Source organism: Eleftheria terrae, assembly GCF_030419005.1.
Taxonomy (GTDB): Bacteria; Pseudomonadota; Gammaproteobacteria; order Burkholderiales; family Burkholderiaceae_C; genus Caldimonas; species Caldimonas terrae.
Genome location: NZ_CP106951.1, coordinates 1,503,992 through 1,527,119, shown reverse-complemented (window position 1 = coordinate 1,527,119; position 23,128 = coordinate 1,503,992). Strand labels below are relative to the sequence as shown.

The 23,128-nt window shown below is 72.1% G+C and carries 13 protein-coding genes; 2 read left to right on the top strand and 11 right to left on the bottom strand.

The genetic code is table 11. The annotated features are described in order from the left end of the window. Positions 1-3: 3 nt before the first annotated feature. From N7L95_RS06695 to N7L95_RS06645, 11 genes are all read right to left on the bottom strand, one after another. Positions 4-2,376 (bottom strand): hypothetical protein, encoded by a 2,373-nt coding sequence (locus tag N7L95_RS06695; protein WP_301259043.1) that lies wholly within the window; start codon positions 2,374-2,376, stop codon positions 4-6. Further along, positions 2,373-3,188, bottom strand: a complete 816-nt coding sequence (locus N7L95_RS06690) for a hypothetical protein (RefSeq protein ID WP_301259042.1) — start codon at positions 3,186-3,188, stop codon at positions 2,373-2,375. The genes N7L95_RS06695 and N7L95_RS06690 overlap by 4 nt, the downstream gene beginning before the upstream one ends. Further along, positions 3,188-4,708, bottom strand: coding sequence for an SEL1-like repeat protein (locus tag N7L95_RS06685; RefSeq protein WP_301259041.1), 1,521 nt, complete (start codon positions 4,706-4,708; stop codon positions 3,188-3,190). Before N7L95_RS06685 ends, N7L95_RS06690 begins: the two co-directional genes overlap by 1 nt. A 51-nt stretch (positions 4,709-4,759) precedes the next feature. Next, positions 4,760-5,122, bottom strand: a complete 363-nt coding sequence (locus N7L95_RS06680; protein ID WP_301259040.1) for a hypothetical protein — start codon at positions 5,120-5,122, stop codon at positions 4,760-4,762. Between the two features lie 61 nt (positions 5,123-5,183). Beyond that, positions 5,184-5,963, bottom strand: coding sequence for a magnesium transporter CorA family protein (locus N7L95_RS06675; RefSeq protein ID WP_301259039.1), 780 nt, complete (start codon positions 5,961-5,963; stop codon positions 5,184-5,186). Further along, positions 5,960-6,709 (bottom strand): phospholipase D-like domain-containing protein, encoded by a 750-nt coding sequence (locus N7L95_RS06670; protein ID WP_301259038.1) that lies wholly within the window; start codon positions 6,707-6,709, stop codon positions 5,960-5,962. Before N7L95_RS06670 ends, N7L95_RS06675 begins: the two co-directional genes overlap by 4 nt. Before the next feature lies 1 nt (position 6,710). Continuing rightward, complete coding sequence (locus tag N7L95_RS06665) at positions 6,711-11,900, bottom strand: DNA repair ATPase (protein ID WP_301259037.1); 5,190 nt, start codon at positions 11,898-11,900, stop codon at positions 6,711-6,713. A 154-nt stretch (positions 11,901-12,054) separates the two neighbouring features. Beyond that, positions 12,055-14,355, bottom strand: a complete 2,301-nt coding sequence (locus N7L95_RS06660; protein ID WP_301259036.1) for a hypothetical protein — start codon at positions 14,353-14,355, stop codon at positions 12,055-12,057. 60 nt (positions 14,356-14,415) lie between these two features. Continuing rightward, on the bottom strand, positions 14,416-15,066 hold the full coding sequence (locus N7L95_RS06655) for a ubiquinone biosynthesis protein (RefSeq protein WP_301259035.1): 651 nt from the start codon (positions 15,064-15,066) through the stop codon (positions 14,416-14,418). A gap of 184 nt (positions 15,067-15,250) precedes the next feature. Further along, positions 15,251-15,727, bottom strand: a complete 477-nt coding sequence (locus tag N7L95_RS06650) for a cyanophycin metabolism-associated DUF1854 family protein (RefSeq protein WP_301259034.1) — start codon at positions 15,725-15,727, stop codon at positions 15,251-15,253. A gap of 11 nt (positions 15,728-15,738) precedes the next feature. Next, positions 15,739-18,024, bottom strand: a complete 2,286-nt coding sequence (locus N7L95_RS06645; protein WP_301259033.1) for a cyanophycin metabolism-associated ABC transporter — start codon at positions 18,022-18,024, stop codon at positions 15,739-15,741. Between the two features lie 236 nt (positions 18,025-18,260). On the opposite strand from N7L95_RS06645, the gene N7L95_RS06640 reads away from it, so the two are divergent. Both N7L95_RS06640 and cphA read left to right on the top strand, forming a co-directional pair. Beyond that, the gene (locus tag N7L95_RS06640) at positions 18,261-20,468 is read left to right on the top strand and encodes a cyanophycin synthetase (RefSeq protein ID WP_301259032.1); all 2,208 of its coding nucleotides are present in this window, start codon (positions 18,261-18,263) and stop codon (positions 20,466-20,468) included. A 38-nt stretch (positions 20,469-20,506) separates the two neighbouring features. Then, entirely contained in the window at positions 20,507-23,107 is a 2,601-nt protein-coding gene (gene cphA, locus N7L95_RS06635; protein ID WP_301259031.1) for a cyanophycin synthetase, read from the top strand. The last annotated feature ends 21 nt before the right edge of the window (positions 23,108-23,128 follow it).

Genomic DNA, 23,128 nt, shown 5'->3' with positions numbered 1-23,128 from the left:
GGCTCACTGCCCATACCAGTAGCGGGTGCGGGCCGCCCACGGGCTGCCGGGGTAATGCTTGTGCAGTGCCTGCAGCCCGCGGCGCGACCAGGCGCCGCTGCCCTGGCCCATGCAGCTGTGCCGCGCCAGGCGCACCGCCACCGACAGCGCCTGCGGCACCAGCGGATCGCGGGGCGCGCGCTCCATCAGCGCCAGCGCCGCCTGGGTCATCCAGATCGAGTCCTGCGGCACTTGCAGCAGGCGCTGCGCTTCCTGCTGCTGCTGTTGCTGTTCCGCGGCGTCGAGGAAGCCGAACGGCTGGGCTGCCTGCCGGTTCGCAGGCAGCGTGCCACCGGTCCGGCCGAAGGGGTCGCACCACTTGCCATAGGAGGAAGGCCCGGCGGCGCGCGGCGGCTCGGCGTGCCCGTCCGCCGGCGGCAGTGGCAGGGCGATTGCCCAGTCGGCCGGGCCGCGCAGGTGCGGCGGGTGCGCAACGTCGGCCGCATCGGCCAGGCGGCCCAGCAGCAGGCGCTGCCAGCCGGCGCTGTCGCTGTCGGACAGGGCCTCGGCCTGCCGCAGCCAGCCGACGCTGGCGGCCTTGGCCGGCAGCTGTGCATAGTGCTGCAGCAAGGCCGCGCCGGCTTCGCGGGCGCGGGCTGGCTCGCCGGCCAGCACCGCCCGGGTCCAGGCGGCTTCCAGCAGCTCGAGCTGCAGGGCCGGGTTCAGGCGTGGCTCGCGGCCCAGCCGCAGCAGCAGGGCCAGGCTGCCGCGGGTGTTGAGGGCCAGCGTGGCGTCATGGTCGAGCCCGGCGGCGGCCGCGTCGGCCGGGCGGATCTCGCCGCTTTCCGGGTCGCGCCGGCCGGCCGGCGTGCGCAGCGCCCAGCGCAGCCACTCGGCCTCGCTGCGCGCGCTGGGCAGCAGCAGGGCGGCCAGCAGGTTGTGGTCGGAGGCGCCGTGGCGGGCCGGCGCGGCATCCAGCAGTGGCTCGAGCAGCTGGCGCACCTCCGCGTGCCGGCCGGCATGGTGCAGCGTGCCGGCGCGCAGCAGCCGTGCCGCGAAGTGCCCCGCATGCCGCTGCGGCAGCCGCGCGAGCGCGGCCGACAGCCGGGCCTGCCGCCGGTCGGCCGGCGGCAGGAAGCGCGCCGCGGCAAACAGCCAGGGCAGTGCGCCGGTGCGCTGGTAGCCGGCCCAGCTCTCGCGGGCCTGCCAGTCAGGCGCCAGCGCATCGCCTTCCTGCCCGGGCCGGCCGCGCACGGTGTACAGCCAGCGCAGCATCTCCGGCTCCCGGCCGGCCAGGGGCTGGCGGCAGCGGACGAGGCTGCAGTCGCGCAGCGTCTGGTTGAGCAGCAGCAGCCGGGCGGCCGCGGTGTCGCCGTCGCGGGGCGCACGCAGGCCATCGACCAGCCGCAACAAGCGCTCATGCAGTGGCAGGTGGCGGATCAGCAGGGCCTCGCGCAGGCGCACGATGGAGCTGCGCAGCGGCGCCAGTGGCGCGCGGCGCAGCAAGGAGTCGCTCAGTGCCGTCACTTCTTCGCTCAGCGCGGCCTGCCGGGCCTCGGCCTCCGCCTCGGCCGGCGAGCCGTCCGGGTCGCTTGCGTCCGGGCCGGGATGCTGCCGGGCCAGCACCCGCAGCTGCATGTAGCCGGCCAGGTGGCGCCAGGGACTGGCGGCTTCCTCGGCAATGGCGGCGTAGGCGGTGGCCGCCGCCTCCAGCTCGCCGCCGTAGAACTGGCCGGCCGCCTCCTGCCAGGCGAGGTCGTGCTGCAGCCAGGCCGGCGCGTCGCTGCCGGCGTCGGGCAGGCTGTCGGGCTCCGCCGGCCCGCCCCCGCAGCGGCTGAAGACCCGGTCCTGGCCCTGCAGCCAGCGCAGCAGGGCGCCGCGGGCCTGCGGATGCCGCGCCTGGCGGTCGGCCAGCGTTGTGATGGCGTTGCGGAAGGCGTCGGCATAGCAGCCGTCGGCCGAGCTGAACGTGGCGGCATTCCAGGGTGGCAGGCCGCTGCCGTCGTCGCCGGCGGGCGGCGCCTGGCCCAGCTGGGCCAGCGCCCGGCTGCGGGCCTCCTGCCAGGCCTGGCGGGCCGATTCGTTCTCGCCGGGCCAGCGGTCACGATCGATGCCGTCGAGCACCGCGGCCAGGGGGGCGACCGCCGTGTCGGGAATCGGTACGCCGGTCAGGTGCCACCACCACACCACCTGGTAGGGCGCCCGGTGCTCCGGCTGGAAGCTGCCGGGCCCGGTGATGAACTCGCGTGTCGGCAGGTCGGGGCGCTGGCTGAGGAAATACAGGTCTTCCGGCAGGCCGCCGCCACTGGCGGCCGCCGGACCGCCCATCCAGGTGGCGAGGAGGGCCAGGGCGACGGCCGCGGCGCGGCGTGGCAGGTGGAGGGATCGTCTCATCATGGCGGGGTGGGCGCTGCTGTGGGCAGGCCGGCCGGCGGCAGCGCCGCGACATCGGCGGCCGTCCAGGCGGCGGGGTGAAAGAAGTAGCGGCGCTGCAGGCCTTGCAGGGCCACCACCGGCTCGCCCTGCATGAAGCCGGCGGCGGACTGGCAGGCGGGCACCGGTGCCTGCCGGTCGCGCTGCAGCCGCTCGCGGATGGCCGGGCCGTCGGGGCCGAGGCGGAAATACATCGGCACCACTTCGTCCACCAGCCCGGCGGGCAGCCACGCATCGTCCATGCACCAGGAAGCCAGGGCAGTGATGGACAGGCGCACTGCCGGCCGCTGCGGTGTCGCGGCATGGCGCAGCGGCTGCAGGCGCTGCAGCAGGCGGGCATAGGCTGCGCGCTGGCTGAACCGGGCTTCCAGGTCGAGTTGCACCCAGCCGGAGCGGCTGTGGCGGGCGGCGTGGCGCAGGGCGGCTTCGATGCGGGCCTGCTGCGCGTCGTCCAGCGGCGCGGGCTGCAGGTTGTCGAAGCTGACATGCACCACCGGCATCAGGAAGGCATCCGGCGGCGGCTTCAGCGGCCATTGCCGCAAGCGCACTTCGGCCACCGGCCCGCTCAGCCGCACGGTGGCATGCAGGTAGGCCAGGCCGACGCCGGCCGGATAGTCCGCCAGGCGCTGCGGCCGGTCCCACACCCACAGCACGGTCTGCGGGCGTGCCGCCGCCGGGCCGGGCAGGGCCGCCAGCAAGGCCGCCGAGAGGCACAGCACCCGCAGCGCCCGCTGCCGGCCGGCCGCCAGGCCGCGAGCGGGCAGGTCGCGGCCCATCAGCGGAACACGGCGCCGAGACGGCGCCTCAGCCGGCGCATGCTGCGCGCCAGCAGCACGATGACCCACAGCAGGCAGGCCAGCGGCAGCCACACCACCCGCCAGCCTTCGAAGGCGCCGGCCGGTGGCCGTCCCTGCCGTTGGTGTCGGTCCCGCTGCGCCACCTGGGCGCGCCAGTAGCTGCTGCGGTCGGCATCGTGGCAGGGACTGCCTGGCGGTCCGTAGACCCGGCGGCGCAGCGCCTGCATGGCCTGCCGGTCGCCGGCCTGCGCCGCGCGCTCCAGCCAGTCGCGCGCCTGTCGCAGGGCCTCGGCGCCGCCGGCCTGCAGCAGCAGCTCGCCCACCTGGCGCTCGGCGGCCGTGCGGCCGGCATCGCCGGCGGGCAGCTGCTCGGCGGCGTGGCGCAACAGGCCGAGCGCGCGGCCCGGTTCGGTGATGCCGGCCGTCTCTTCGAGCAGGAGGCCGCCGAGCAGCAGGCACAGCCGCGGGCCGGTGTCGCCCGCGGCCAGGGCACGCTCGGCCCATTCGCGCGCGGCCACCGGGTCGGGCGGGCCGCCGCGGCCGTGCAGCAGGTCTTCGGCATACAGGCACATCGCGGCGGGCAGCGCCTCGGGCGGGCCCGGCGGCCCGTCGGCACCGTCGGCACCGTCGGCACCGTCGGCACCGTCGGCACCGTCGGCACCGGTGGCACCGGTGGCACCGGCGGCGCGAGCGGCCCACAAGCGGGCGGTGGCCGCATCGGCCGGCGAGCTGCGCAGCCCGCGCGACAGGGCCAGTGCGGCCTGCGCGTCACCGGCCCGCCAGGCCTCGGCCAGGCGATCGAGGTCGACCGCCGACGCAGGGGCGGCCGGCTGGGGCTGCGCGGTGGCTGCCGCCTGGAAGTCGGTGTAGCGCAGCGGCTGGGGCCGCTGCTGTGCCGCGTGGAAGTAGGGGTGGCGCAAGCCGGCCAGGCCGAACAGCCGGCACCAGGCAGCCCAGTCGCTGCAGCTCAGCCGGTCGAGGTCGAAGCCCAGCAAGCCGTCGAAGCGGTGCAGCGCGCCGGCATGGCCGGCCGCTTCCAGCTGCTGCCAGCGCGCGGCAAATTCCTGCTGCAGGCGGGCGATGCGGTCGGCCGGCGCGAGGTCGTCGCCATCCATGCGGGCGATGGCAGCCAGGTCGGCGCTGAGCACCGCCACCGCGCGGCCGCCGGCGTGCCGCTCGCAAGCCTCGATGGCATCGCGCAGCCAGGCGGCCGTGGCTTCGAGGTAGCGGGGCAGCGCCGGCACCTCGCGGCAGGCCGGGTGCCGGGCGGCGAAGCCGGCAAACCGCTCCAGCCGCGCCAGCCCCTGCCGGGCGTTGCTCTGCACCCTCGGCAGGTCGGCGTGCAGGCGGTGCGGCAGGGCGTCGTGGGCAGGCTCGCATTGCGGGGCGGCCAGCAGCACCTGCCACAGACCCGGCACGCCACCGGCCGCTTCGGCCAGCGCGGTGGCGGCCTCGCCCGCCATGCCGGCCTGCAGGTAGAGAAAGCAGCGATGGCCCATTCCGGTCTCCCCGATTCTTGGCGCCGGATCGGCCGGCGACGATTCCAGCGCTCAGTAGGAACGCAGCAGGTCCGGGGCGAACAGGACCACCCCCAGCACCACCACATACGCAAAGGGCAGCAGCACCGGCAGCCACAGCAGCCGCTGCAGCAACCGCGGCATGCCGGCACTGCAGCTCCAGGCCTGCAGCCGGCCGCCCAGCGCCACCGCCAGCAGCGCTGCCAGCCAGGACAGCAGGCCGGCCACGGCGCGTGCCTGCCCGCAGCCGCCCTCGAAGCTGACAGTGCATGGCTGCCAGGCGGCCAGGCCCCAATGGGCGGCCATGCTCGCCATGCCGGCGTAGAGCAGGGCGCCCACGGCAGCCGGCTTCCAGGTGGGCGGCATCAAGGGTTTCGTTGTTGTGGTGGTGTCCATCGTTCTTTCCAATGCAACCGGCGCCGCGCTGCTGCGCCGGCCCGGCCGCGGGTGAGGCGCCTTAGCGCCGCGGGCGGGCCGGCTTCTTCTGGCCGTTGCCCGAAGGCGGCGCGGGCGCTTCCTGGCGGCCGATCCAGCCCTTGACCATCACACCCAGCCACAGGCCGGCGACAAAGACACCCCAGAAGGCATGGCCGGGCAGGCCTTCCAGCCCGCTCCTGAGGTTCATGCCGAAGACCGCGGCCAGCGCCATCAGCGGGAAGGTGAGGGCCGCGACGATGTTCAGCTTGTGCTGCGCGCGGCTGAACTGCAGCGCGGCCTGTGCCTGGTCTTCGGCGCTGCGCGCCAGCCGGTAGTCGAGCGACAGCCGGGCGTCGGCCAGCAGCAGCTCCAGGCCGCGTGCCACTTCCACCGCCTGGTCGCGCAGTGCCAGCACCAGCCGGTCCTCGCGCACCTGCTCGCGGGCCGATTGCAGCGCGTCCTTCAGGTTGGCCGCCGCCCGCGACAGCGGGATCAGCCGCTCCAGCACCTGCAGCAGGGCATCGGCCGTGTCGGCCTTGGCGCAGCGGCCCTCCAGGTCGGCCAGCACGCCCTGGTAGCCATCCAGCAGTCCGCGCAGCGCCGGCTCGCCCTCGCGCTGGCCCTGGTAGAGCCACTTGCCGTCGGGCTTGCGCAGGAAGACGGCATGCTCGCGCTGGTTGCCGCCGCGGGTGGGCGCCTCGTGCAGCACCAGCAGCAGGTGGCCCGCCTCGCACAGGGCGCGTTGCGCGCCATAGCTCTCGGTGCCAAGGCGATCGTTGATCTCCTTGGGCAGCTTCCAGTCGTACTCGGGTCGTCTCATCGGGCGCGGTCCTTGTGTCCGGGGCGGTCGGCGGCCAGCTGCCGCCACAGCCGGGCGAAGTGCGCCGAGAAGTGGCGCAGCAGCGCGGGGTCGTTGCAGAGCACCAGGTTCTCTTCGTTCTCGGTGCAGGCGCTGCGGGTCCAGTTGTAGCTGCCGTTGAGCAGCCATTGGTCGTCGAACAGCGCGTACTTGTGGTGCATGTGCGCGGGGCTGCGGTCCACCGCCACCGCGATGCCGGCGGCACGCAGGCGGGCGATGTCGCTGCCGCGGTCGTGCTCCTTCTCGTTGTCGGTGGCCAGGCGCACCACGACGCCGCGGCGGTGGGCCGCCAGCACCTCCTCGGCGATGCGGTCGTCCGACAGCGTGAAGACGCAGATGTCGATGCTGCGCCGCGCGCCGCGCAGCTGGCCGAGGATGGCATTGAGGCAGTCCTCGCCGGGGCTGAAGAACGCCTCGCTGCGCAGGCTGCCGGCCGGTGCGCGGGCGACGTCGATGGCGCGCACCACGCCGTCGAGCCACTTCAGCAGGCCCTGTTGCCCGTCATCGGGGCTGCGCTGGCGCACCAGCTCGAAGGCGCGGTTGCGCAGCTGGCGCAAGCCCTCCTCCGGTGGCGAGGCCTCGCGCAGGGCCTGAGTCAGCGAGCGCTTCTCGTCGTCGCTCAGGCGCGCATCGGCGAGGCTGGACTCCAGCCCGGCCAGCAGCGCCGGCAGGTCGGGCGGCTCGGTGGCAAGGGGGGGCGGCTGCATCTCAGCCCTCCTGCCCCGCAGGGGGCGCGCCGTCGCGCTGGCGGACGGCGCCCAGCCCGTCGAGCTGGTCCGCCACCCGCTTCATCTCGTCCCACACCGCATGCTCCGGAGAGAGCCGGGGCTGGGTGGTGCGGATCAGCGAGACCAGCACCCGGTGCTGGGTGGCGGCCATGTCCAGCACCATCTGCGCCAGCCGGCCCAGCTCGGGCTCGGCAGCGGGCGCGGGCTGCAGCCGTCCGACCGCCTCGGCCACGTCGAGCAGGCTGGCCGCGATGCGGGTGCTGCCGTCGCCCTCGGCCCCGCCCAGCTTGCGGCGCTTGGCGAAGGCCTCGCAGATGGCCTCCCAGCGACGCTGCTCGGCCTCGCTCGGCGAGCCCAGCAGCTGGGCCAGCCGCAGCAGGTTCTCCTCGGCACCGGTGGTGAGCGTCTGGGCCTCGCCGCGGTAGTGGTCGCGCAGCAGCGCATCGAGTTCGTCGTCATGCATCAGCGGCGTGATGCGTGCCGCCAGCTTGCTCATGTTGCGGTAGCTGCCCTGCAGCTTGAAGGGCGGCTCGCTGCGGTAGGCGTCCTGCTGGGCGGCCGACTCGATGTAGGCCAGGTTGACCTTCAGCAGCAGGTCGCGGGCGCGGAACAGCCGCTGCATCAAGGCCTTCAGCTCCTCCAGCTCGGCCGCGCCGTAGGCATGCGAGAAGGCGCTCCCCGGCACCTCTTCGCCCTGCGCCAGGCGCACCAGCAGCTGCACGTCCTTGGGATCGCGCGAGGCCAGCGGCAGCAGGGCCGGGTTGGCGGTCAGGCTGTTCTCGATGTAGGAGAGCGCGAACATCGCCTCGCGGCCCGACAGCACGTCGCCGAGGTTGTAGATGTCGGCCCGGTTGGCCAGCATGTCGGGGATCCTGAAGACCTCGCCCGACTCGGTGTACGGGTTGCCGGCCATCACCACGGCGAAGCGCTTGCCGCGCAGGTCCCAGCTGCGCGTCTCGCCGTTCCAGACGCCTTCGATGCGGCGGGTGCCATCGGCCAGCGCAATGAACTTCTGCAGGAACTCCGGGCTGGTGTGCTGGATGTCATCCACGTACAGCATCACGTTGTTGCCCATCGCCAGCCCGAGGTTGAGCTTCTCCAGCTCCTGCCGGGCGGCGCTGTTGGGCGCGGTGGCGGGGTCGAGCGCCGTCACCTCGTGGCCCAGCGCGGGGCCGTTGATGCGCACGAAGATCAGGCCCAGCCGGTCGGCCACGTACTCCATCAGGGTGGTCTTGCCATAGCCGGGCGGCGAGATCAGCAGCAGCAGGCCCATGCGGTCGGTGCGCTTGCCCTCGCCGGTGGCGCCGATCTGCTTGGCCAGGTTCTCGCCGACGATGGGGAGGTAGACCTCGTCGATCAACCGGTTGCGCACGAAGCTCGACAGCGGCCGGGCCTGGAACTGGCCCAGCTTCAGTCGCGCCTTCTCGGCCTGCAGCAGCTCCAGGCGCAGCGCCTGCAAGGCCTGGAAGGCCGGCACCACCTGGCGGCTGTGCTGCAGGAAACGCCGCCGGAAGTCGTTGAGGTTGAGCTGGCAGCGGCCGCCGCTGACACGCGGGTGCTCGCCCAGCAGGCCGTCCACCTGGCGGTCCAGCGTGGTGTTGACACGCTGGCGGCCCGACGGCACCAGCAGCAGCGTGGCCGCGTCGTCGACCCAGGCGAGCGCGGCGGGCGACTGCGCGGCGGCATAGGCGGCCACCCAGTCGCGCGCCAGGCGCCAGCGCTCCGGCGGCGGGGCGGCTTGCAGGTCCTGCTGCAAGGCGGCCCAGCGGCCGCTGCGCGTCAGCTCGCGCACCAGGGCCTGGGCCAGGTCGTCGCCGGCGCCGGACACCACCCAGGCCTCGGTGCCGCGCTCGCCGGCCAGCTGGCGCACCAGGTAGGCGGCGGCTTCGCTGCAGCGCAGCGCCAGCGCCTCGTCGTCGGCACGTCCGGCGGCAGCCGGCAGGAACTCGCGGGCGAAGCCGCCCAGGGCCCGCGCGGCTTCGCCTTCGAGCTGCTCGAGCCCGTCGCGGCTGCCGAACAGGGCCAGCATCTGCATGGCTGCCCGGGCGCGGCGCAACAACGCATCGCGCTCGGCCACGAAGCGGCCGAAATGCCAGTACAGCAGCGCCAGCGCCCGCTCGGCCGGGCCCCAGGCGAGCAGGCCGGCTTCGTCCTGCATGGCGGCCAGGGCGGCGAGCAGGCGCACCGCGTCCTCGTCGTGCACGCCTTTCTGGTAGCCCTCCTGGTAGCGCGGCGCGGCAAAGCGGCGCACCTGCTCCAGCAAGGCGGCGTGGCCATCGGGCCCCTCGGTGACCAGGCGCATCAGCTCGGCCCACGCCGGCTCGCCGCGGCCTTCCTGCGCCTGCTGCAGCAGGCAGCCGGCCAGGTATTCGGCCCGCGAGAGGGCTTCGGTTTCCGACACCAGTGCCTGCTGCCAGTAGGGCTGCAGCGCCGCCAGCCGCGGGTCGTCCACCGGCGCCAGGTAGTCGGTGCCGGTCAGGTGGTAGGCCAGGCCGCCTTCGCGCGGCAGCAGGGTCAGGTCCAGCGGCTGGCGGTTGACGGTGAAGGCATGGCGGCCGAAGCGCAGCGTCTGGCCATCATCGGCCACCAGCTCGCGCTGGTCGCGCACCGCGCGCAGGGCCTGGTCACGGGCGGTCTTCAGCCGCGTGTCGAGGTCGTCGGCGGCCACCGCGGCGCCCAGCGCACGCAGGTCGTCGACCAGCTTGCGCAGCTTCGCCAGCAGCGGGTCGGCCGCGAAGTAGCCGTGCACCTCGGCCAGCTCCTTCATCTGCGCGACGCGCCGCGGCACACCGTCGAGGATGCGGCCGCCGGCCTCCAGCAGGCCCTGGGCACGCCGCTGGCGCGCCTCGACCAGTGCTTGCCGGCGGGCCGAGAAGGCCTCGTAGACGGCCTCGCGCTTGGCAACGATGTCGGCCAGGAAGCCGTCCTGCTCGGCGAAGCGGCCTTCCAGCTCTTCCAGCTGGGCCAGCAGGCGGGTCAGCGCCTCGTCGCACTTCTCGGGCGCGTCGGCGAACTCCAGTGCGTTTTCCACCGCCTGGCCGAACAGCTTGAACTGCGCGCCGAACTCCGCCGCCGCCTCGCTCGCGCCGAGCGACTTGCGGCGCTGCCGCAGCTCCGCCCGCATGCGGTTGATCTCGGCATAGATCAGCGAGATGCGGTCCAGGATGGTGGTGCGCAGCACCGCGTCGCCGCCGGGCAGGCTGCCGAGCTGCTCGGTCAGCAGGTCGAGACCGGCGGCCTGTTCATCCAGTGCGTCGAGCACGCGGGCGAGCGCCGGCGAGGTGCTGGCCTGGGCCGACTCCTGGGCCAGGCCGTCGAGCGAGCGGCGATGGCTGTCGAAGGCGTTGTCGGCGGCCAGGAACTGCAGCGCGCGTTCGCCCACGCGCTGCTGCTCGGCCTGCAGCTCGGCATCCATCGCCTCGATGCGGGGCAGCTCGGCATAGCGCAGCTCCTTCAGGGCCTGCAGGTGGCCGCGCCGCTCGCGCAGGCGGTTGAGCGCCTGCACGAAGTCCTCCGGACGGCGCCACAGCGTGCTGGCGATGTCGGTGGCCAGCACGCGCTGCTCCTGCTCGGCCTGCGCCAGGGCCCGCGCGGTTTCGCGGCGAATGCCCTCGACCTTCTCGAACTCCGCCAGCGTGCTGCGGGCGCCGTCGGCGATCTGGCGCAGCTCGTCGGCGAGCCGGCCGGCTTCCGGTTCGTCGAGCCAGAAGTAGGCGTCGGCCACCCGGGTGCACTGGCGGATCAGGTCTTCGTACGCTGCCTTGGTCGGCACCTGCTCGCGCACTGCGCGGGCGATGCCGACCAAGTCGGAGACGCCACGCACCAGCTCGGCATTGCCGATGCGGCCGAAGAAGCCGCTGCCGCGCGGCTGCGCACTGGCGTGCTCCTCGCTCGGGAAGGCGGTCTGCCACAGCTGCATCGGGTGCACGCGGGTCGGCTCGCCGCGGTCCACCTGGAACAGCAGGAAGCGGCCGTCGGCAAAGCGGGCATAGCCGTTGGCCAGCAGGGGCGTGGCCAGCGTCTTGTTGATCAGGTTGTAGGTGAACAGCGCATAGTGGCCCGACGCCGGCTGGTAGAAGACATAGAGCATGTCCTCGCCGTTGGGCGAGCGCAGGCTGCGCTTGAAGCGAAGGGCCGGCACGATCTCGCCCGGCAGCTCGAAGCGCTTGTGTTCGCCCGACTGCAGGTAGTAGCCGCCGGGGAAGATGATGCCCTGGTCCTCCGGCAGCTGCACGCAGGAGCCGCCGATGGCATCGATGCGCTCCACCTGCTGGGTGCGCGTGTTGTAGACCAGGTAGCGCACCGCCTGCTCCCGGTAGGGCTTGACCCGCAGCAGGATCAGCAGCCCCAGCCGGGCATAGGCGATCTCGGCATCGGTGAGCGACTGGTGCTTGTCCTCCACCGGCTCGCTGTAGATGCCGAGGCCGGTCTCGGTGTTGTTCTCGATCTTGACCGTCAGGTCGCCGCCCACCGTCTCGACGAACACCGTGTCGAGGATGTTCACATGCGGGTGCTTGCCGCCCACATGGTCCTCGCGCCGGGTCGGCACCCATTCGAAGTCGTGGCTGGGCGGCAGGGCGATGTCGCGCTCGCCGCGGTTGTCGATGTACTGCACGCTGCCGTCGCGCGCGATGCTCCAGCGGAACACCCGGATGTCGCCCAGCTGCGCACCGATGCGGAAGCACGCCAGCAGCCGGTCCTGCGTCACGCGCAGCTGCATCAGCGTGGCCTGCTTGTAGTAGGCGTACAGCTCGCGGAAGTCGGTGGTGAAGCGCGGGTCTTCGAGGAAGCTGCCAGCCAGCGGCACCGTCTCCAGCTCGTCGGCGCCGTCGTGCGCGGCCAGGCGGTAGAGCGCGAAGACGTCGCCGACCGCGGTTTCCTTGCGCAGGCCGATGAAGACGTTGTAGCCGAACAGCAGCAGATCGCCGATGCGCACGATGTCGCGGGCGACGCAGTTGTTCTCGGTGCGCGCCCGCGTGCGCAGGATCAGCGCCTGTTCCGAGCGGCCGAACTCGGCCAGGCGCGCCTCGTTCAGCGCCTGCGTCTTGGCCAGCAGGCTGTCGCCCTGGGTGGCCAGGCGCTTCTTCAGCAGGCCGTAGCTGCCGCTCTCGGCGACGAGGCTGTCGGTCTGCGTCCCGGCGCCGGGGGCTTCTTGTGCGGTGGCTTGCATGGTTGCGGCTTTCACCGGCCGGCGCGCAGCGGCGCCGGCCCGTCATCGGGGCCGGTCCGGCCGGGGCGCCGGGCCCGGCAGGGCACCGCGGTGGCGCGCCGTGCCGTGCGGCCGTGGAAGGGGCCGCACGGGCGGCCGCCAGGGGCGCGCAGGCTCACTGCGGCGGTGCCTTGGCGTCGGCCAGGCCCAGCGGCAGCGACTTGCCGAAGCCGTTGATCAGCGTGCGCAGCGCGGCCTTCTGGCTGTCGTCGCCGTCGCGCATCACGCGGCTCATCAGGCCGGCCAGGCTGAGCTTCTGCAGCTCGTCGGACGACTGGCCGAGTGCGCCCACCACGCTGCTCACGTCGGCCACGATGTCGCGCTCGCCGGCCAGGTGGTCCTTGAACACGGCCTGCAGCGCCTGGCTCTTGCCCAGCGTCGCATCGATGCCCTTGCCGATCGACAGCGCGTTGACGAAACGGTCGAAGTAGTCGCCCTCGCCGCCGACGATGTCGATCTTCGCGTTGCCCAGCGCGGTGCCCAGCACCTGCGCCTGGTCGCGCGCAATGGCCGCCTGCGCCTCCAGGCCCTTGAGCGTCTCGATGTGGTTCTTCTCCAGGCGCATGCGGAATTCCTCGTGCGCGCGGGTGTCCTCGCTCATCGCCTTCATCGCATCGAACTTCTCGCGCAGGCCATTCGCCTCGGCCTGGAAGCGCGCCTCCACCGTCTTGGCCTCGGCCAGGCCGGCCTTGGTGGTGGCCTCGGCATCGGCCGAGCGCACCTGCACCTCGGCCAGGCCCAGCTTTTCCTTGCCGGCGGCTTCGGCATCGAGCTTGGCACGCAGGCCGTCGGCCTCCGCCTGGGCCCGTGCGGCGATGACCTGGGCTTCCGCCAGGCCCTTCTTCTCGCTGCCCTCGGCTTCGGCCTCCAGGCGGGCGCGCAGCGCATCGGCGGCGGCCAGCTGCACCTTGGCGTCGGCCAGGCCCTTGGCCTCGTTGCCGGCGGCCTCCGCAACGATGCGGCTGCGCAGCGCGTCGGCCGCAGCCAGCTGCAGCTTGGCATCGACCAAGCCCTGCTTCTCCTTGGCGTCGGCGGTGACCAGCATCACCTTGGCGGCGGCCAGGCCCGGTGCGGCGGTGACCGCCTCGGTGCCTTCGGCCTCCCGCTTCTTCGCTTCGGCGTCCTTCTCGGCCACCTTCAACTTGGCCTCGGCCAGGGTCAGCTCCTCGGCTGCCTTGTGCCGGGCGCGGCGTTCCTGGGCCTCGGCAGCCTTCACCTCGGTCAGCAGCTTCTCCTCGGCCTGGGCCTCGGCCAGCACGATGGTCGACTTCTTGGTGCGGTCGGCCTCGGCCATCACGCGCAGCTCCTTGATCGCCTCTTCCTGCTCGGCCACCGTGCGCTCGACCACGATGCGCTCGCGGATCACGTCGGAGATGGCCTTCTTCTGCACCTCCACCGCCTTTTCCTTCTCGATGCGCTGCAGCGTCACTTCCTTCTCGCGGTCGACCACCTCCAGCTCGCGCGCCCGGGTGACCTTCTCCTCCTCGATGGCGACGGCGCGGCGGCGGTTGTGCTCGGCCACTTCCTTCTCGCGCTGCACGTTCTCCTGCTGCACCGCCACTGCCTGCTCGGCCTGCAGGCGCGCCAGCTCGGCCTTGGTCTTCTCCTCGGCCTGGATCTTCAGCGTCTCGGCTTCCTCGCGGGCCCGCACCGAGGCGATGTCGCGGGCCTGGCGGGCCTGCGCGTCGGCCTGCTGGCGCTCCAGCTCCAGCAGCGCCTCCTGGGTCTCGACGTCCTTCTTCTTGATCTGCATTTCCTCGTTGCGGCGCAGCTCGTTGGTGCGCACATGCTCGGAGGCGGTCAGCTCGGTGATCTTCTTGATGCCCTGGGCATCGAGGATGTTGTGGCTGTCGAGCTTGTGCACCGGCGTCTGCTCGATGTAGTCGATCGCGGTGTCTTCCAGCGAATAGCCCGACAGGTTGTTGGAGCTGATCTCCTTGATGATGGCCTCGCGGAACTTGTCGCGCTCCTCGTAGAGGTCGACGAAATCCAGCCGCTTGCCCGCGGTCTTCAAGGCCTCGGAGAACTTGGCCGAGAACAGCTCCTCCAGCGTCTCCTGGTTGGAGGCCCGGTCGCAGCCGATGCCCTGGGCGACCTTCAGCACGTCGGCTTCCAGGTTGTTGACCTTGACGAAGAACTTCACCTTGATGTCTGCCCGGATGTTGTCCTTGCAGATCAGGCCTTCGTTGCCCATGCGGGTGATCTCGATGGTCTTCAGCGAGATGTCCATCAGCTCGGCACGGTGGATCACCGGCAGCACCAGTCCGCCGCTGAAGGTGACCACCGTCTTGTCGGCGGTCTTGTTGATGATCAGCGCATAACCCTGCTCGACCTTGCGATAGAACTTGGTGAACATTGCGAACAGGCCAAACACGACAATGGCCAGTGCGCCGATGGCGAAGAGAATCGGCTCCATGGGTTCCTCTCGGGACTAGGGTGGGGCAGGGAAGGGGGAGGCAAGCGCAGCGCTCGGGTCTCAGCTCTTGCGCAGCTGGATTTCGGGGCGGATGTCGTAGCGGTCGAGCCGCACGTCGTAGTGCAGGATGCGGGCGACCGAGCCGCGCGTCAGGGAGTTGGGCACGCCGGCCCGCACATTGATGAGGGCCACCGCGCCGCCGGTCTCGACCTCGGCCTGGCCGTGTCGATCGTCGACCGCCAGGGTGCGCACGGTGCACAGCGTGCCGACGAGGGACACATGGCGGGCCGCCTCGGGCGTGGTGAACAGGCTGCGCAGCGGCCGGATCGACAGCCACGCCGGCGGCAGCGCCAGCAGTGCGCTGCCGAGCAAGACGCCGCTGCCGGCCAGCAGCTGCAACCCGCCAGCCGGCACCAGCGGCAGCAGCCACATGCCGGCCAGGCAGGAGAACATCCAGCCGAACAGCACCAGCAGGCTGGCGCTCAGCGACATCGGTACCCCGGCCAGGCCCAGGGCGGCCATGAAGCTCGCTGCCGCGCCCAGCTCGGGCAGCTCGCCGTCGACGGGATGGCCGACCTCGACGTTCAGGCCGTCGGCTTCGATGTCCACCAGCCCGACGATGGCCAGCAGCCAGTACACCAGCACGACCCCGAGCAGCGTCGAATAGATCGCGGTGGGATAAGCCACCGCCGCGGCCACAAAACTGCCCATGACTCCCTCTCGAAGCGCGGATGCGCCGCCTGAACCGTCGTTCTTGTTGTGGTGGCGATGCGGCACGGACTCCCGTGACTGCACCGCTTCTGCGCGGGGCAGAATAGAAGTGGTCACAGGACGTGTCAACGCCCCCAAGCAGGGGGATCAGGAAGTGGCAGGCGCCGCCGAGGGGGGCGGCCGCTCAGGTCAGGAAGCGGTCGAGCAGGCGTCGGCTGTGCTTGTCCAGCGCGCTGAGATCGCGGATGAGGAACTGCAGGCCGTGGCTGTCGGTGATCATCACCGCGCCCTGGCCGAGGCGGCGGATGTCTTCCTCACCCTTGAGCACCAGCCGGGTGGCACCCCGGTCGGTCTCGACCTCCCAGGTGCTGGGCGTGGTGAAGCCCGAGACCGTCTGCAGCCGCCGGATCTCGGGGAAGAACTCGCGCGCGGCCAGCTCCTCGCGCAGCAGCGCCTGCATCTCGGCCGGCAGTGCGTCCAGGGTGTCGATCCAGGCCAGTTCGCGGCCGTCGCCACCGACCAGCGAGATGCCGTGCTCGGGCGCTGCCACCGGAAAGGCACGCACCGGCGTCACGCCCTCGCAGGCGGTGCCGTCGGCAGCGGTGTAGACCAGGCGGCCGAAGGCATTGCGGCTGAGCATGAAGTCGAAACGGTCGGTCATGGCGGAGCTCCTCATGCGGCGTCGCGGGTGTCGGGCGCGGGGCCGGCGGCCACTTCGGCCGCGCTGGCGGCCTGCGCTTCATGCAGGCGCCAGTAGGCGCCACGGTGCGCCATCAGGGCGTCGTGCGGACCCACTTCGACGATCTGGCCGCGGTCCATCACCACCAGGCGGTCGGCCTGGCGCAGCGTGCTGAGCCGGTGGGCGATGGCAATGGTGGTGCGGCCGCGCACCAGGTTGTCGAGTGCCGCCTGGATCTCCTTTTCCGTCTCGGTGTCCACCGCCGAGGTGGCCTCGTCGAGGATCAGGATGGCCGGGTCGATCAGCAGCGCGCGCGCGATCGAGATGCGCTGGCGTTCGCCGCCCGACAGGCCCTGGCCACGCTCGCCCACCAGCGAGTCGTAGCCGAGCGGCAGGCGCAGGATGAACTCGTGCGCATGGGCCGCGCGGGCCGCCGCCACGATCTCCTCGCGCGTGGCGCCGGGCTTGCCATAGGCGATGTTCTCGGCAATGGTGCCGAAGAACAGGAAGGGCTCCTGCAGCACCAGGCCGATGTGGCGGCGATAGCTGGCCACCGGCATCGAGCGCAGGTCGACGCCGTCGACCCGGATCGAGCCCTCGCTAACGTCGTAGAAGCGGCAGATCAGGTTCACCAGCGTGCTCTTGCCGGAGCCGCTGTGGCCCACCAGGCCGATCATCTCGCCCGGCGCGATGTTGAGGTCCAGCCCGCGGATGACGTGGCGGCTGCCGTAGCGGAAGCCGACCTCGCGGATCTCGATGCGCCCGCTCAGGCTGCCCGGCTCCACCGGGCGCAGCGGTTCCGGCACGCTCGAGACATGGTCTAGGATGTCGAAGATGCGCTTGGCGCCGGCGGCCGCCTTCTGCGTCACCGAGACGATGCGGCTCATCGAGTCCAGGCGGGTGTAGAAGCGGCTGATGTAGGCCAGGAAGGCCGTCAGCACGCCCACCGTGATCTGCCCGCGCGAGACCAGCCAGATGCCGAAGCCCCAGACCACCAGCAGGCCCACTTCCGTGAGAAACGACACGGTGGGCGAGAACAGCGACCAGACCTTGTTGAGCCGGTCATTGACCGCCAGGTTGTGCCGGTTGGCCTCGCGGAATCGGGTGGCTTCGCGCTGCTCCTGCGCGAAGGCCTTGACCACGCGGATGCCGGGGATGGTGTCGGCCAGCACGTTGGTGACCTCCGACCAGACGCGGTCGATCTTCTCGAAGCCGGTGCGCAGCTTGTCGCGCACCACATGGATCAGCCAGGCGATGAAGGGCAGCGGCAGCAGCGTGGCCAGGGCCAGCCAGGGATTGATCGAGAACAGGATGGCCGCCGTCATGACGATCATCAGCACGTCGGTGGCGAAGTCGAGCAGGTGCAGCGACAGGAAGACGCAGATGCGGTCGGTCTCGCTGCCGATGCGCGCCATCAGGTCGCCGGTGCGCTTGCCGCCGAAGTACTCCAGCGAGAGCTTGAGCAGGTGCTCATACGTGGTGGTGCGCAGGTCCGAGCCGATGCGCTCGCTCACCAGCGCCAGGATGTAGGTGCGCGCCCAGCCGAGCGACCAGGCCAGCAGCGCCGCTGCCAGCAGCCCGCCCAGGTACATGAGCACCCGCGGCGTGTCGATGGGCTGGCCGTTCTGGTAGGGGATCAGCACCTTGTCGATCAGCGGCATCGTCAGGTAGGGCGGCACCAGCGTGGCGCCGGTGGAGCCGAGCGTCAGTGCGAAGCCGGCGGCCAGCTGGCCCCGGTAGGGGCGTGCGAAACGCCACAGCCTGAGCAGCGTCCAGGTCGACGGCGGCGGCTGCGTCTCGCGGTGGCACACGCTGCACTCGTCCTCGTCGGGCTCCAGGGGGGCCTTGCAGCTGGGGCAGCAGGCATCCTGCGTCGCCTCGTCGGGTGGGGTGCCGCAGGCCAGGCCGGCCAGCTGGGCCTCGAAGCGGTCGATCAGCTGCAGCGCTTCGGCATGGTGGCGCAGCGTGTAGCGCCAGCAGGCCAGGCGCGCCTGGCTGTCGTGCAGCTCCAGGCGGCCGACGCCGGCATGGTCCTGGTGCTGCAGGCTCAGGCCGAGGTGCAAGGGCCAACTTTGCCAGTCCTCGCCCGGCTGGCGGGCCAGCAGGCGGCGCGAAGTCAGTGCAATTTGCCCGTGTCCGAAGGTAAGTTGCTCGTCGAGGTCAACCTCCAGCCGAGCCAGAACGTTCTCCCCTTCGGCCAGGACGGATTCCAGATCCGCCGGCTGTCGGACCGGCCGAACGCCGGCGGAGAGAGTGGTGTTGGAGGGTCGATGTGTCATTGAGTCCTGTGCGTCTCGGCAAGACGTGGCCGCCTTCGTGCGGAATTCACGTCTTCGTGCCAGGCACCGGCGAAGGCCGGGCAAGGCGAACCCGTGCCTCACGCATGGAGCCCCCGGCCGGTTGACAGCGGCGGCCAACTTTCTCCTTCGCACCTGCTTCAGGTGTGAACATTTATGTAATTCATAGCAAACCCCTGCTTGCCGGGCTGTGCTGCGGCGGCGGCGGGGACACACGCATGCGCGACATCAAGATCCTGCGAACGGCCTACCTCGACGGCCCCAACCTGTGGACTTACCGACCCGTGCTGGAAGCTTGGGTCGACATTGGCGAGCTGGAGGAGCAGCCGTCCAACACCATTCCCGGCTTCGTGGACCGGCTGGTGGCGTGGCTGCCCTCGCTGGCCGAGCACCGCTGTGGCGTCGGCGAGCCCGGCGGCTTCGTGCTGCGGCTGCGCGAAGGCACCTGGCCGGCGCACATCCTGGAGCATGTGGCCATCGAGCTGCAGAACCTGGCCGGCAGCCAGGCCGGCTTCGGCAAGGCCCGCGAGACCGGCGTGCGGGGTGTCTACAAGGTGGCCTTCCGCGCCCGCAACGAGCAGGTCGGCCGCGCCGCGCTGGCGGCCGCGCGCGAGCTGGTGCTGGCTGCGATGGACGACCGGCCCTACGACCTGCCGGCCACGCTGGCGATGCTGCGCGCCATGGTCGACTCGCTGTGCCTGGGCCCGAGCACCGCCTGCATCGTCGATGCGGCGGCCGAGCGCCGCATCCCCGCCATCCGGCTGACCGAGGGCAACCTGGTGCAGCTGGGCTACGGTGCCCGCCAGCGCCGCATCTGGACGGCCGAGACCGACCGCACCAGCGCCATCGGCGAGAGCGTGTCGGGCGACAAGGACCTCACCAAGAGCCTGTTGGCCACCTGCGGCGTGCCGGTGCCCGAAGGCCGCGTGGTCGAGAGCGCGCAGGACGCCTGGGACGCGGCGCAGGACATCGGGCTGCCGGTGGTGGTCAAGCCGTCGGACGCCAACCATGGCCGCGGCGTGTCGCTGGAGCTGCGCAGCCGCGAGGACGTCGAGGCGGCCTTCGCGCTGGCCGAGCAGGAAGGCAGCGAGGTGCTGGTCGAGCGCTTCATCCCCGGCAACGAGCACCGCCTGCTGGTGGTGGGCGGCCAGGTGGTGGCCGCCGCCCGCGGCGAGGCCGCCTGGGTGGTGGGCGACGGCCGCTGCAACGTGATCGAGCTGATCGAGCGCCAGCTCAATGCCGACCCGCGCCGCGGCCTGACCGAGGACTTCCCGCTCAACAAGATCCTGGTCGACGAAGACCCGGCGGTGGTGCTGGAGCTGCAGCGCCAGGGCCTGCAGCCCGGCTCGGTGCCGGCTGCCGGTCAGCGGGTGCTCATCCAGCGCAACGGCAACGTCGCCTTTGACGTGACGGACGCCGTGCATCCCCAGGTGGCGGCCGCTGCCTCGCTGGCCGCGCGCATCGTGGGGCTGGACATTGCCGGCGTCGACCTGGTGGCCGAGGACATCTCGCGCCCGCTGGCCGAGCAGCAGGGCGCCATCGTCGAGGTCAACGCCGGCCCCGGCCTGCTGATGCACCTGAAGCCGGTGGACGGCGCGCCGCGGCCGGTCGGCCGGGCCATCGTCGAGCACCTGTTCCCGCAGGGCGACAGCGGCCGCGTGCCGGTGGTGGGCATCGCCGGCAGCGGCGGCACCGCACTGGTCGGCCGCCTGGTGGCCTGGCTGCTGCACCTGGACGGCAAGCCGGTGGGCCTGGCCTGCAGCGACGGCCTCTACCTGGAGCGGCGCCAGGTCGACGCCCGCCCGAGCGCCACCTGGGCCGCCGGGCAGCGCGTGCTGATGAACCGCCGCATCGAGGCTGCGGTGATCGAGAACGGTGCCGAAACCATCCTGACACACGGCCTGGCCTATGACCGCTGCCAGGTCGGCGTGGTCACCGACGTGAGCGGCGCCGAGGCGCTGGCGGCCTACCACGTCAACGAGCCGCGCCAGGTCTTCAACGTCTTGCGCACCCAGGTGGATGTGGTGCTGCCCGAAGGCACCGCGGTGCTCAATGCCGATGACCCGCTGGTGGCCGAGATGGCGCCGCTGTGCGACGGCGAGGTGCTGTTCTACGGCCTCGACGCCGAGCTGCCGGCGCTGGCCGAGCACCGGGCCGCCGGTGGCCGCGCGGTCTTCCTGCGCGGCACCCAGGTGGTGCTGGCGCATGGCGCCGACGAACAGCTGCTGGGCGGGCTCGACGCCTTCCCCGCGGCCCGCGCCGGCCAGTCGCCGGTGGCCGTCGAGAGCCTGCTGGCCGCTGTCGGCGCCGCCTGGGCCCTGGGCCTGGCGCCGGAGCTGATCCGTGCCGGTGCCGGCACCTTCGACCCGACCCGCACCGCTTCGCTGGACGCCGGCACGCGCGGCACCCGGGCCGCCTCGCGCTGAGACGCGGCGCCCCTTTCTGATTGACGAGGACAACAACGATGGACGTTTCCCGACTCCGTGCGCTCCGTGGCCCGAATCTCTGGAGCCGCCGCACCGCAATCGAAGCGATCGTCTCCTGCAGCGAAGCCGAATGCGCGCTCGACCGCCTGAATGGCGTCGAGGCCCGGCTGCGCGCCCGCTTTCCCGAGATCGGCGAGCTGCGCCCGAGTGGGCATCTGCAGCCGGTCTCGATGGCCCAGGCCCTGGAGCTGGCGGCCCTGCGCCTGCAGGCTCAGGCCGGCTGTGCCGTGAGCTTCAGCCGCACCACGGCCACCGTGGAGCCCGGCGTGTTCCAGGTGGTGGTCGAGTACAGCGAGGAAGCGGTCGGCCGGCTGGCCTTCGAGCTGGCCGAGGCGCTGTGCCGCTCGGCCGTCGAGGACACCCCGTTCGACCTGGCCGCTGCGCTGGCCCGCCTGCGCGAGCTGGACGAGGACGAGCGCCTGGGCCCGAGCACCGGCTCCATCGTGCAGGCCGCGGTGGCCCGCGGGATTCCCTATCGCCGCCTGACGCGCGGCAGCCTGGTGCAGTTCGGCTGGGGCAGCAAGCAGCGGCGCATCCAGGCGGCCGAGATGGACCGCACCAGCGCCATCGCCGAATCCATCGCCCAGGACAAGGAGCTGACCAAGAAGCTGCTGCTGGCCGCCGGCGTGCCGGTGCCGCTGGGCCGTCCGGTGTCCGATGCCGACGATGCGTGGGCCGCGGCCCAGGAGATCGGCCTGCCGGTGGTGGTCAAGCCGCGTGATGGCAACCAGGGCAAGGGCGTCACCGTCAACATCGAGACCCGCGAGCACCTGCAGCGTGCCTATGAGGCGGCCTGCGAGATCAGCTCCGACGTGATGGTCGAGCGCTTCATCCCCGGCCACGACTTCCGCCTGCTGGTGGTGGGCGACAAGCTGGTGGCCGCGGCCCGCCGCGACCCGCCGCACGTGATCGGCGACGGCCGTCGCACCATCGCCGAGCTGGTGGACGAAGTCAACCGCGACCCGCGCCGGGGTGACGGCCATGCCACCTCGCTGACGCGCATGCGCATCGACGACATCGCCCGCACGCGGCTGGCCGCGCAGGGCTACACGCCCGAGTCGGTGCCGCCCAAGGGCAAGCGGGTGGTGCTGCGCAACAACGCCAACCTGAGCACCGGCGGCACCGCCACCGACGTCACCGATGACGTGCATCCCGAGGTCGCCGCGCGCGCAGTGGCCGCTGCACAGATGATCGGCCTGGACATCTGTGGCGTCGACGTGGTGTGCGAGACCGTCCACAAGCCGCTGGAGGCGCAGCATGGCGGTGTGGTGGAGGTCAATGCCGCGCCCGGCCTGCGCATGCACCTGAGCCCGTCCTACGGCAAGGGCCGCGCGGTGGGCGAAGCCATCGTGGCCGACATGTATGCCGGCCAGGACAACGGCCGCATTCCGGTGGTGGCCGTCACCGGCACCAATGGCAAGACCACCACCGTGCGGCTGGCCGCCCACATCCTGGCCGAGCAGGGCCTGAGGGTGGGCATGACCAACACCGACGGTGTCTACATCGCCGGCCAGCGCATCGACACCGGCGATTGCAGCGGCCCGCGCAGCGCCCGCAGCGTGCTGATGCACCCCGACGTGGACGCGGCGGTGTTCGAGACCGCGCGTGGCGGCATGCTGCGCGAAGGCCTGGCCTTCGACCGCTGCCAGGTGGCAGTGGTGACCAACATCGGCAGCGGCGACCACCTGGGCCTGAACTACATCACCACGGTGGAAGACCTGGCGGTGCTCAAGCGCGTCATCGTGCAGAACGTCGCACCGGACGGCATGGCCGTGCTCAATGCCGCCGATCCGATGGTGGCTGCCATGGCGTCGAGCTGCCCCGGCCGCGTGACCTTCTTCGCCAGCGACGCGCAGGTGCCGGTGATGGCCGCACACCGGGCGACCGGCGGGCGGGTGGTCTATGTGGAGGGGGGCGCCATCGTCGCGGCCGAAGGGCGCCACGAGCATCGCCTCCCGCTGTCGCAGGTGCCGCTGACGCGCAACGGCAGCATCGGCTTCCAGGTCGAGAACGCGATGGCCGCCGTGGCGGCGGCCTGGGCGCTGGACGTCGACTGGGACATCATCGCCCGCGCCCTGCGCGGCTTCGTCAGCGATGCCGGCAGCGTGCCCGGCCGCTTCAACCTGTTCGAGCACCGCGGCGCCACCGTGATCGCCGACTACGGCCACAACCCCGATGCCATCGCCGCCCTGGTGCGCGCGGTCGAGGCCCTGCCCGCGCGCCGCCGCTCGGTGGTCATCAGCGGCGCCGGCGACCGACGCGATGAGGACATCCGCCAGCAGACCGAAATCCTCGGCACTGCCTTCGACGACGTGCTGCTCTACCAGGACCAATGCCAGCGTGGCCGTGCCGACGGCGAGGTGCTGGCGCTGCTGCGCCAGGGCCTGCAGGGCGCCCGCCGCACCCGGCGGGTGGACGAGGTGCGGGGCGAGTTCCTCGCCATCGACACGGCACTGCAGCGCCTGCAGCCGGGCGATCTCTGCCTGGTCCTGATCGACCAGATCGAGGAGGCGCTGGCCCACATCGAGGCCCGCTGCCGCCAAGCCGCCACCGAGCCGGCGGTGCTCGAGACGGCCTGAGCGCCGGGCCCGCCGGTCCTC

Excerpts from the sequence above, each read along its gene's own strand:
- cphA (WP_301259031.1), top strand. The coding sequence starts at position 20,507 with ATGGACGTTTCCCGACTCCGTGCGCTCCGTGGCCCGAATCTCTGGAGC.
- N7L95_RS06695 (WP_301259043.1), bottom strand. The coding sequence starts at position 2,376 with ATGATGAGACGATCCCTCCACCTGCCACGCCGCGCCGCGGCCGTCGCC.
- N7L95_RS06665 (WP_301259037.1), bottom strand. The coding sequence starts at position 11,900 with ATGCAAGCCACCGCACAAGAAGCCCCCGGCGCCGGGACGCAGACCGAC.
- N7L95_RS06655 (WP_301259035.1), bottom strand. The coding sequence starts at position 15,066 with ATGGGCAGTTTTGTGGCCGCGGCGGTGGCTTATCCCACCGCGATCTAT.
- N7L95_RS06660 (WP_301259036.1), bottom strand. The coding sequence starts at position 14,355 with ATGGAGCCGATTCTCTTCGCCATCGGCGCACTGGCCATTGTCGTGTTT.
- N7L95_RS06675 (WP_301259039.1), bottom strand. The coding sequence starts at position 5,963 with ATGAGACGACCCGAGTACGACTGGAAGCTGCCCAAGGAGATCAACGAT.
- N7L95_RS06650 (WP_301259034.1), bottom strand. The coding sequence starts at position 15,727 with ATGACCGACCGTTTCGACTTCATGCTCAGCCGCAATGCCTTCGGCCGC.
- N7L95_RS06670 (WP_301259038.1), bottom strand. The coding sequence starts at position 6,709 with ATGCAGCCGCCCCCCCTTGCCACCGAGCCGCCCGACCTGCCGGCGCTG.
- N7L95_RS06645 (WP_301259033.1), bottom strand. The coding sequence starts at position 18,024 with ATGACACATCGACCCTCCAACACCACTCTCTCCGCCGGCGTTCGGCCG.
- N7L95_RS06680 (WP_301259040.1), bottom strand. The coding sequence starts at position 5,122 with ATGGACACCACCACAACAACGAAACCCTTGATGCCGCCCACCTGGAAG.
- N7L95_RS06690 (WP_301259042.1), bottom strand. The coding sequence starts at position 3,188 with ATGGGCCGCGACCTGCCCGCTCGCGGCCTGGCGGCCGGCCGGCAGCGG.
- N7L95_RS06640 (WP_301259032.1), top strand. The coding sequence starts at position 18,261 with ATGCGCGACATCAAGATCCTGCGAACGGCCTACCTCGACGGCCCCAAC.
- N7L95_RS06685 (WP_301259041.1), bottom strand. The coding sequence starts at position 4,708 with ATGGGCCATCGCTGCTTTCTCTACCTGCAGGCCGGCATGGCGGGCGAG.